Annotated in this window: 10 protein-coding genes; 2 read left to right on the plus strand and 8 right to left on the minus strand. The window is 49.2% G+C overall.

The genetic code is table 11. The annotated features are described in order from the left end of the window. Positions 1 to 71: 71 nt before the first annotated feature. Positions 72 to 1,367 carry an NAD(P)/FAD-dependent oxidoreductase gene (locus HMPREF3066_RS01135; protein ID WP_070439906.1) on the plus strand — a complete coding sequence of 432 codons (1,296 nt, stop codon included), beginning with the start codon at positions 72 to 74 and terminating at the stop codon, positions 1,365 to 1,367. 329 nt (positions 1,368 to 1,696) lie between these two features. Here HMPREF3066_RS01135 and HMPREF3066_RS01140 read toward each other — a convergent pair whose 3' ends face one another. The 6 genes from HMPREF3066_RS01140 to hscB all read right to left on the minus strand — a co-directional run bounded on the left by HMPREF3066_RS01140 (position 1,697) and on the right by hscB (position 8,509). Then, on the minus strand, positions 1,697 to 2,524 hold the full coding sequence (locus HMPREF3066_RS01140; RefSeq protein ID WP_070439907.1) for an NMB0938 family lipoprotein: 828 nt from the start codon (positions 2,522 to 2,524) through the stop codon (positions 1,697 to 1,699). Between the two features lie 111 nt (positions 2,525 to 2,635). After that, entirely contained in the window at positions 2,636 to 2,938 is a 303-nt protein-coding gene (gene yfaE, locus HMPREF3066_RS01145) for a class I ribonucleotide reductase maintenance protein YfaE (protein ID WP_070439908.1), read from the minus strand. A 119-nt stretch (positions 2,939 to 3,057) separates the two neighbouring features. Continuing rightward, positions 3,058 to 4,191, minus strand: a complete 1,134-nt coding sequence (gene nrdB, locus HMPREF3066_RS01150) for a class Ia ribonucleoside-diphosphate reductase subunit beta (protein ID WP_003756859.1) — start codon at positions 4,189 to 4,191, stop codon at positions 3,058 to 3,060. Positions 4,192 to 4,406: 215 nt separating this feature from the next. Then, a complete protein-coding gene (locus tag HMPREF3066_RS01155) occupies positions 4,407 to 5,330 on the minus strand; it encodes an Abi family protein (RefSeq protein ID WP_203026119.1) in 924 nt (307 codons plus the stop codon). Positions 5,331 to 5,365: 35 nt separating this feature from the next. Beyond that, the gene (gene nrdA, locus HMPREF3066_RS01160; RefSeq protein ID WP_039408025.1) at positions 5,366 to 7,645 is read right to left on the minus strand and encodes a class 1a ribonucleoside-diphosphate reductase subunit alpha; all 2,280 of its coding nucleotides are present in this window, start codon (positions 7,643 to 7,645) and stop codon (positions 5,366 to 5,368) included. A 357-nt stretch (positions 7,646 to 8,002) separates the two neighbouring features. Then, positions 8,003 to 8,509, minus strand: a complete 507-nt coding sequence (gene hscB, locus HMPREF3066_RS01165) for a Fe-S protein assembly co-chaperone HscB (RefSeq protein WP_049227354.1) — start codon at positions 8,507 to 8,509, stop codon at positions 8,003 to 8,005. A gap of 82 nt (positions 8,510 to 8,591) precedes the next feature. On the opposite strand from hscB, the gene HMPREF3066_RS11900 reads away from it, so the two are divergent. After that, positions 8,592 to 8,813, plus strand: coding sequence for an alternative ribosome-rescue factor A (locus HMPREF3066_RS11900; RefSeq protein WP_003746467.1), 222 nt, complete (start codon positions 8,592 to 8,594; stop codon positions 8,811 to 8,813). Here HMPREF3066_RS11900 and iscA read toward each other — a convergent pair. Then, positions 8,773 to 9,093 (minus strand): iron-sulfur cluster assembly protein IscA, encoded by a 321-nt coding sequence (iscA, locus tag HMPREF3066_RS01170; RefSeq protein WP_070439910.1) that lies wholly within the window; start codon positions 9,091 to 9,093, stop codon positions 8,773 to 8,775. The two genes, HMPREF3066_RS11900 and iscA, sit on opposite strands and share 41 nt — an antisense overlap. Before the next feature lie 64 nt (positions 9,094 to 9,157). Then, positions 9,158 to 9,403 carry a recombinase RecA gene (locus tag HMPREF3066_RS01175; RefSeq protein ID WP_045073670.1) on the minus strand — a complete coding sequence of 82 codons (246 nt, stop codon included), beginning with the start codon at positions 9,401 to 9,403 and terminating at the stop codon, positions 9,158 to 9,160. Positions 9,404 to 9,490: the final 87 nt, after the last annotated feature.

Consider the following 9,490-nt stretch of genomic DNA (forward strand, 5'->3'; position numbering starts at 1 on the left):
CGCCGTACTGGTTTAAAGTTAATCCACTATACCCTCCAAAGGTCGTCTGAAACCACACAAAGCATTACCCTATGATTCATCCCAATTTCAAAGAATACCTTCCCTCCTATTATTTCAGCACCATCAATCCCCACGCCGCTTATCCCAAGCTTGAAGGTCGTCTGAAAACCGAGACCTGCGTCATCGGCGGAGGATTGACAGGACTTTGCACCGCCCTTCCCCTTGCCGAAAACGGACGCGAAGTTACCGTACTCGAAGCCGCCCGTATCGGCTTCGGCGCATCAGGGCGCAGCGGCGGGCAAGTCATCAGCGATTACGCCTGCGGTATGGAAGAAATCGAAAAACAAGTCGGCTTGGAACAAGCCCGCTGGTTTTGGCAGCAATCCCTGCAAGCCGTCGAACTCGTTGACGAACGGGTTAAAAAACATCAAATCGCCTGCGACTGGCAGCGCGGCTATGCCACCGTCGCCATCCGCCCGCAGCATTGGGAAGAATTGCAACAATGGCATGAACACGCCCGACAACATTACGGCGCTACCCATTACCAACTCTGGGATAAAGCCACACTCAAGCAACAACTTGCCAGCGATATGTACTTGGGCGCACAGTTCGATCCTCATTCCGGCCATCTCCATCCGCTCAACTATACCCTGGGCATCGCCCGCGTCGCTGCCGAAGCAGGCGCGCAGATTTTCGAACAGTCCCCGATGACCCGTATCGAACCCTATCAAGGCGGCTGGCTCGTCCATACCCCGGACGGCAGCATCGAATGCCAAAACCTCGTGTATGCCGTCAACACCTACGCCGGTTTGCATCAAAAATTCAAGCCATTGGAAAAAAAAGCCATCGCCGTCAGCACCTTCATCATCGCCACCGAACCGCTGGGCGAACGCGCCAAAGAACTTATCCGTAACAACATGGCCGTCTGTGACAACCGCCACGTCCTCGACTACTACCGCCTCAGCGCCGACGGCCGCCTACTCTTCGGCGGTAAAGACAACGAGTTCATCGACGACCCCGCCCGCATGACTGAGTTTGTCCGCCAAGACATGCTCAAAGTCTTCCCCCAGCTTGCCGATGTCAAAATCGAACATTCATGGGGCGGTGAATGCGACATCACCGCCAACCTCGCCCCCCACTTCGGCAGACTCGCGCCTACTGTTTACTATGCCCAAGGCTATTCCGGACACGGCATGGCAATTACCGGCATAGCAGGCCTTGCCATCGCCGAAGCCATCATGGGCGACAATGGTCGTCTGAAACCGTTTGAAAAACTCAAACACCCGAGCATCATTACCCAACCTTTCCTGCGCAAACTCGGCTCCTTCCTCGGCTCGAAATATTACCAATGGAAAGACAGCCGTTAAGCATTTGGTTAAGCTCGAACACATCAACAAAAGGTCGTCTGAAACCCGATTCAGGTTTCAGACGACCTTTTCGATATTGAATTGAAGGCTTACAATCAAAATGCTATCGCATCAAAAGCTCAACGAACGCTCGATGATTTTATAGTGGATTAACTTTAAATCAGGACAAGGCTGAAGCCGCAGACAGTACAGATAGTACGGAACCGATTCACTTGGTGCTTCAGCACCTTAGAGAATCGTTCTCTTTGAGCTAAGGCGAGGCAACGCCGTACTGGTTTAAGGTCAATCCACTATAGATTCCCACCCTCTCCGTTTGTGCTCCAAACCCATTACATCAAATGAATTCCACTTGCCGGATTGGAAACATTCTCATATACGGTAATCGAAACGATTTTCCCGCTTTCGTCAAACACGATTTCCAGATAAGGTTTATCAGGGCTGTGGTCGCGGTTGAAAAGGCGGAATACCCGTTGCGCCTCAAAAATCTTCCCGCGCGATTTCAAATATTCGGGCAGCTGGCTGATGTTTTGAAAACTGCCGCCAAACCCGCCGCCATATTTCTTGAGATATTCCGGCGTTCCTTCTATGTCGAAATTCCGCGTTATCCTCAGCGGCTCATTTGAACCTTGGCTTGTCTGTTTGCCTGTTGATAAAACCAAAGTATCCCGCCGCCTAAGTGCTTTCATTTCTTGTACCACCGGTTCTACCGCCTGCTGATTATAGCTCCGCTCCCCTTTTACCATCTGATCAATAGCCTCTATCACTTTATCAACGTTTTTAGGATCATTCGGATCAATATCAGGGAACAGTGCCTGCTCCAGCGGATCGTCTCCACCGGGAATGCCCCAAACCGCCGCCAATTCTTTAGGGCTGCGTTCAAACAAACAACTGGAATCGATATTCTCGGCAACCTGACGGACAAAATCATCAATGCCGCCAATCTGATGCAGGTTGGTGCAGTTTGAAGAAGGTGCGCTTTCTACTTTGTTTATGTCCGTTTCTACGGTCTTATCATTTGTATTGGATTTCTCGAAAACAGAAGATAAAGGCACAGAAGCGGCAGATTCTTTTACCTTATCCTGTTTTTCAGGAGAGCAAGCCGCCAATAAGACGGCGACGGATAATAAGAAAAATTGGGATGTATTGTTTTTGATCATTTTATTTTTCCAGTAATGTGTATTTAAAATATAAAAATCAGTCAGTTGATAGCTTCAAATAAAAATACCCATATCCCTATTCGAATCCACTACCAATCTAATCAATTAAAGTTATTCCTGTTCATCAAACAAACCGACATCGAACAAATCTGGTTCGCTCATTCGAGCGCGGCAATCAACCTTAATGTCTTCATTTACCCGACAGCAACACGGCAGAATTTCACCGGGCGCAACAAACGCCAGCGGGAAATCGTCGTAGGACACCCTGCCGTCTAATATTTTGACGCGGCAGGAACCGCAATAACCGCTGCGGCACTGGTATTCGACCTCGTGTCCGGTGCGCTCCAAGCCCTCCAATAAGGTTTCGCCCCCTTGAAGCTCGAAGGTTTTATCGTGTGTGCTGATGAGTGCCATTGTTATCTGTTTAAGCGGGAAAGGCCGTCTGCACGGCATAACCGAAATCTTTGATTTCGTTACTATACCTGTTCAGACGACCTCTGATGATGGAAATGCGGAAAAACTGCCGAGTTTGATTACAGTTCGAAATCGCCCAAATCGTCCGCGCTGACTTCCGAATCGATCTGACCGATTAAGTAAGAAGAAATTTCCACTTCCTGCGGCGCGACCTGCACGTTGTCGGACGACAGCCACGCGTTAATCCACGGAATCGGGTTTTGGGTAGCGCCTTCGAATCCTGCGGGCAGACCGACCGCCTGCATACGCAGGTTGGTGATGTATTCGACGTATTGCGCCAAAATTTCCTTGTTCAGACCAATCATCGAACCGTCTTTAAACAGATAGGCCGCCCATTCTTTTTCCTGCTCCGCCGCTTTTTTAAAGAGTTTGAAACATTCGTCCTGCAATTCGACGGCGATTTCCGCCATTTCAGGGTCGTCTGAACCGGCACGCATCAGGTTGAGCATATGCTGGGTGCTGGTCAGGTGCAGGGCTTCGTCGCGGGCAATCAGTTTAATGATTTTGGCGTTGCCTTCCATCAACTCGCGCTCGGCAAAAGCAAACGAGCAGGCAAATGAAACGTAGAAACGGATGGCCTCCAACACGTTGACGCACATCAGGCAGAGATAGAGTTTTTTCTTCAACTCGCGCAAAGACACGGTAACGAGCTTGCCGCCGACATTGTGCGTCCCTTCGCCCAATAGGTTGTAATACTGGGTATATTCGATTAAATCATCGTAATAACAGGCGATATCTTCGGCGCGGGCAATGATGTATTCATTCTGCACGATGTCGTCGAACACGACCGACGGATCATTCACGATATTGCGGATAATGTGGGTATAGCTGCGCGAGTGGATGGTTTCGCTGAAGCTCCACGTTTCAATCCAAGTTTCCAGTTCGGGAATCGACACCAAAGGTAGTAAGGCAACGTTCGGACTGCGGCCTTGAATGGAATCGAGCAAGGTTTGGTATTTCAGATTGCTGATGAAAATGTGTTTTTCGTGTTCGGGCAGATTGGCGTAGTCGATACGGTCGCGCGACACGTCAATTTCTTCCGGCCGCCAGAAGAAAGACAATTGCTTTTCAATCAGTTTTTCAAATACTTCGTATTTCTGCTGATCATAACGAGCGACATTCACCGGCTGACCGAAAAACATAGGCTCTTTAAGCGCATCGTTTTTGGTTTTGGAAAAGGTGCTGTATGACATGACTAGGTGTTCGCAGGACATGGGTTTTTCTCAGGTTTATTTAAATTTAGGAATTTGGATTTCAGACGACCTTATATGTTTTAAGTAAGGTCGTCTGAATGTATCTGTACATTAAATTCTTGCCTTAAATATAGCTGTTAGTTATAATCCTCCCTAACAACTCCCCCAACTTTGCCAACCTACGCGGTTGGAGCAACAAGGTTGGGGGCTTTCTTTTATCTTTGCCACAATCTCCAGTTTCGCGGATCATTTTCCAAACCCATATCGCGCAAACTTACAGCTTTATTCACGACATCAGGAAACTCATCCAGTAAAGCAAGGAGACGGCTTCCCCATTCGGTTCGCGGACAAATAACATCCAACATCCGTTTCATCAGGCAAAAATACACAAACGGTTTATTGATAGACAGTGATTTCCATTCTGCATCAGACAAACCTTTCAAGCTGGCTTTAAACGTAATGTCTCTATTCCATAATCGACTGTGATGTGCCGAAACGTTGCGAATAAAGTTAAATGCGTGCAGATGTGTTTGTAGATGCTTACCATCTTTCAAACGATACAATTTGGCAATAGGGTCTTTATCTTTATTCAACATCCCTTTATACAGCATAGACATCGTGCCGAAATCCCATACTTCGCAGGCTACCCAGACAGGTAAGTCGGCATAATGTTCCAAATGATGTTTAACAAAACTGGTTTTCTTTTCGCGCTCGACCAGCTTGTTATGCCTATCCAGCCATTCAGCATGGTCGAAGCCTGGGGTAGAATATTTGCTATCCTTGTAAGCCAAGGGACCATGCCGCCCCAATGTATGGGCAATATTTACCCGAAGAGCTACTTCAATTCTTTCCAGTGCATCTAATGCCAATTGCCGCAATTTCTTATCGAACATATAAAGGCTTTTGACATCTTCAAAACGAGTATCTGTAATAAACTCATCCAACCTGCTCTTAGGATTTTCAGGAGCAAATTGTCGGAAAGAGTAAAAATAACCGCTTAATCGGTAATAACCGATGGTGCGTAAATATCCTAATGCCTTTTTCTCATCATCAATCTGCAATCCTCTACTTCTCAGAATTTCCAACTGCTCATCGTAAGATTTCCAAAGCTTGGGTTCTTTTATCTGCTTGCTTTGCATAGCCTGTTTCACTTTCAAATAGGTTAATTGCAAAGTTAAATCTTACAAGCCCCGCCTGCGCAGCCGTCATCCTGAATATCAGTCTGCGTATCGTCCGCTCCGTCGCGGGTGTTGTGGTAGTACAGGGTTTTGACGCCGTATTTGTAGGCGGTCAGCAAGTCTTTGAGCATTTGTTTCATGGAAACTTTGTTGCCTTCAAATTTGCCCGGGTCGTAGGCAGTGTTGGCGGAAATCGCCTGATCGACGAATTTTTGCATCACGCCGACAAGTTTCAGATAACCTTCGTTGCCCGGAAGCTGCCACAGGGTTTCGTAGGCGTCTTTCAGGGTTTCAAACTCCGGCACGACCTGTTTCAGGATGCCGTCTTTCGATGCTTTGACCGTTACCAATCCACGCGGCGGCTCGATGCCGTTGGTGGCGTTGGCGATTTGCGAGCTGGTTTCAGACGGCATGAGTGCGGTCAGTGTAGAGTTGCGCAGGCCGTATTTGACGATGTCGGCGCGCAGGCTTTCCCAGTCGCACAACAGCGGTTCGCTGCACACGGCATCCAAGTCTTTTTTGTAAGTATCAATGGGCAGTTTGCCTTGCGAATAAACGGTCTGGTTGAACAGCGGGCATGCGCCATATTCTTTGGCAAGGTTCACCGATGCTTTGAGCAGGTAATACTGCATGGCTTCAAAGGTTCGGTGGGTCAGGCCGAGTGCGGAATCGTCGCTGTAACGGACACCGTTTTTCGCCAAATAGTAGGCGTAGTTGATGACACCAATACCGAGCGTGCGGCGGTTCATGGTCGCGGTACGGGCGGCTTCGACCGGATAGTCTTGATAATCCAGCAAGGCATCGAGTGCGCGCACGGTCAAATCGGCAAGCCCTTCCAGCTCGTCCAAGCTGTTTAATGCGCCCAAGTTGAAGGCGGACAAGGTGCACAGGGCGATTTCGCCGTTCGGGTCGTTGATGTTGTCCAGCGGTTTGGTCGGCAGGGCGATTTCCATGCACAGGTTGGACTGGTGCACGGGCGCGACGCGCGGGTCAAACGGGCTGTGCGTGTTGCAGTGGTCAACGTTTTGGATGTAGATGCGCCCTGTTCCGGCGCGTTCCTGCATCAGCGTGGAGAACAAATCGGTAGCCGACAAGGTACGCTTGCGGATATTCGGGTCTTGCTCGTATTTCGTGTAGAGACGCTCGAATTCGTCTTGATCGGCAAAGAACGCGTCATACAGGCCGGGAACTTCGTTGGGCGAGAACAGCGTGATGTTGCCGCCTTTAATCAGGCGGGTGTACAGCAGGCGGTTGATTTGCACGCCGTAATCAAGCTGGCGGATGCGGTTGTCTTCCACGCCGCGGTTGTTTTTCAACACCAACAGGCTTTCGGCTTCGATGTGCCACAAGGGGTAGAACAAGGTTGCCGCGCCGCCGCGCACGCCGCCTTGCGAGCAGGATTTAACCGCCGCTTGGAACATTTTGAAAAACGGAATGCAGCCGGTATGTTGCGCTTCGCCGCCGCGGATTTCGCTGCCCAAACCGCGGATACGTCCGGCGTTAATGCCGATGCCCGCGCGTTGGGAAACGTATTTCACAATCGCGCTGGTGGTGGCGTTAATGGAATCCAGACTGTCGTCGCATTCAATCAATACGCAGCTTGAGAATTGGCGCGTAGGCGTGCGCACGCCGCTCATAATCGGGGTCGGTAACGATACTTTAAACGTAGAAACGGCGTCGTAAAAGCGTTTGACGTAATCCAAACGGGTCTCTTTCGGGTATTTGCTGAAGAGGCACATCGCCACCAAAATATATAAAAACTGCGGCGTTTCATAAATCTGGCGGGTCACGCGGTTCTGCACCAGATATTTGCCTTCGAGCTGCTTCACGGCAGCGTAGGAAAAGGTCATGTCGCGGCTGTGGTCGATATAGGTATTCAGCTCGTCAAACTCTTCGCGGCTGTAATCTTCGATGATGTGGCGGTCGTATTTGCCCGCATCGGTGAGTTTTTTAACGTGGTCGAAGAGATGCGGCGGTTCGAACTCGCCGTAAGCGATTTTGCGCAGGTGGAAAATCGCCAGACGCGCGGCGAGATATTGATAGTCGGGCGTATCCTGCGAAATCAGGTCGGCAGCCGCCTTAATGATGGTTTCGTGGATGTCGTCGGTGCGGATGCCGTTGTAAAACTGGATGTGCGATTTGAGCTCGACTTGCGATACGGAAACGTTTTTCAAGCCTTCCGCCGCCCAAGTAACGACGCGGTGGATTTTGTCTAAGTCGAGATTTTCCAAACGTCCGTCGCGCTTGGTTACTTTCAAATCAGTCGGTGCATTCATCGTGAGCTTTCTCCATCCTGAAACACAAGATACAGTATGTATTAATATCGAGTGGCACAATATAGTGTATTTTTCGTCGCTTATCCAGTCTTGACAAGGCCGCTGTTTTGAAATCGGGCTTTTCCCAATTTTCTTTCAGACGACCTCTTTCCCTATGATTCAAGCCTTACCGCAAAGATGCGTTTTTTAGCATCAAAACCCTCATTCGGCTATGCGCTTATGAAATAAGGCAAATTCGGATTTGTGTTAAATTTTGAAAATATAATGGCATACAACATGATGAAATAAGCAATAAAGGTCGTCTGAAACCTTACTCCGGTTTTCAGACGACCTTTCAGATGCTCAAAATCTGGGTATTTAATCTTGCAACGCGGCGGCGATTTCGTTGCGCAGTTTGTTTAAAAACCTGCCGTGGCGCACCCATTGAGCGGCAGCTTCGTGGTCTTTCGCTGCAAAGGCCGTCCGCAAATCTTGATACAGCTTGTCTTGTTCGCGGCTGATTTCTTGATCCAACGTGCGCAGGGCTTCGTTGTTTTGCGCCATTTGCGCATCCATCAGCGCTTCGCGCCATTCCATTTGCTGCATGAGAAATTCAGGAGCGAAAGAGGTATGCTCCGGCGCATCGGCGTCTATGCCCAACGTTTTCAACAGATACGCCGCGCGGTCAATGGGATTTCTCAAGGTACGGTAGGCATCGTTGATGGTGGAAGACATCATAACTGCCTGCTTTTGCTCGAAAGCGGAGGATGAAGCGAATTTGTCGGGATGGAAACGGGCAGCCAAGGCGCGGTAGGTTTGCTCCAAGCTTTCGGCGTCGATATCGAAAGCGGGTTCAAGCTGGAAGAGTGTGAAATATTGGGACATGGCGGGATAATTAATGTGAAATGTTCGGCAGAAACCTGATTTTGCCTTATAATCCGCTGATTCTTAACCCAAAGGACTGAATATGAGCAGTAAAGTGCAGCACAACAAAGGCAAAATACGCGACAATGCTTTAAAAGCCTTAGTGAAATCCGATTTGTTCCGACACAAGGTGGAACGGAAAAGAAAAGGCAAAGGCAGCTACAACAGGCAGGAAGCGAAAAAATGGCGGGACGGTTTTGATACTGTCCCGCCATTTTTATGTCTTAAACGTGGAAGCTCTCGCCGCAGCCGCAAGAGTCTTTGACATTCGGATTTTCGAATTTAAAACCTTCCTGCAAACCTTCTTTGGTGTAATCGACTTGCGTGCCGTCCAGATAAACCAAGCTTTTCGGGTCGATATAAATGCGCGCGCCGTTTTCTTCGAAAATCAGGTCGTCCTCGTTCGCTTCATCGACAAATTCAAGGTTGTATGCCATGCCCGAGCAGCCGCTGGTTTTCACACCCAAGCGCACGCCCAAGCCTTTGCCGCGTTTGGTCAGGTAGTTGTTGATGTATTTGGCTGCGTTTTCTGTGATGGTAATCATGCTTCTTTCCTTATTTCACAATCATTGTTTTACCTACTTTCATTTTCAGACGACCTCTTGCCTTTCAGGTCGTCTGAAAACGCTGTTTTGCCCACGCTATCGCGGCAGAAACGGCGGCTTTTGCCTGCGGACTGTTTTTCCAACAGGTCGAGCCGGTCAATTTCGCGCCCTGTTCCAAAACATCGTCCAAATCCGCTGCCGCCAGCGTGGCAACATCATCCAAACCCATTTGCTGCAAACGCTGCAATACGGTTTTGCCTATGCCTTTGACGGCAAGCAGGGATTGGGCTTCTTCATCGGTAAAAGGCATTTCGTCTCCTTTTATTTTGCAGGCGTATCGACTAAATATAAGCCTGCGGCTCATTGCCCTCTCCCTAACCCTCTCCCGCGGGGAGAG

This window comes from Neisseria sp. HMSC03D10 (assembly GCF_001807625.1).
In the GTDB taxonomy this organism is placed as follows: Bacteria; Pseudomonadota; Gammaproteobacteria; order Burkholderiales; family Neisseriaceae; genus Neisseria; species Neisseria mucosa.

Coding starts and splice junctions, on each gene's coding strand:
- HMPREF3066_RS01135 (WP_070439906.1), top strand. CDS start 72: ATGATTCATCCCAATTTCAAAGAATACCTTCCCTCCTATTATTTCAGC.
- HMPREF3066_RS01140 (WP_070439907.1), bottom strand. CDS start 2,524: ATGATCAAAAACAATACATCCCAATTTTTCTTATTATCCGTCGCCGTC.
- yfaE (WP_070439908.1), bottom strand. CDS start 2,938: ATGGCACTCATCAGCACACACGATAAAACCTTCGAGCTTCAAGGGGGC.
- nrdB (WP_003756859.1), bottom strand. CDS start 4,191: ATGTCATACAGCACCTTTTCCAAAACCAAAAACGATGCGCTTAAAGAG.
- HMPREF3066_RS01155 (WP_203026119.1), bottom strand. CDS start 5,330: ATGCAAAGCAAGCAGATAAAAGAACCCAAGCTTTGGAAATCTTACGAT.
- nrdA (WP_039408025.1), bottom strand. CDS start 7,645: ATGAATGCACCGACTGATTTGAAAGTAACCAAGCGCGACGGACGTTTG.
- hscB (WP_049227354.1), bottom strand. CDS start 8,509: ATGTCCCAATATTTCACACTCTTCCAGCTTGAACCCGCTTTCGATATC.
- HMPREF3066_RS11900 (WP_003746467.1), top strand. CDS start 8,592: ATGAGCAGTAAAGTGCAGCACAACAAAGGCAAAATACGCGACAATGCT.
- iscA (WP_070439910.1), bottom strand. CDS start 9,093: ATGATTACCATCACAGAAAACGCAGCCAAATACATCAACAACTACCTG.
- HMPREF3066_RS01175 (WP_045073670.1), bottom strand. CDS start 9,403: ATGCCTTTTACCGATGAAGAAGCCCAATCCCTGCTTGCCGTCAAAGGC.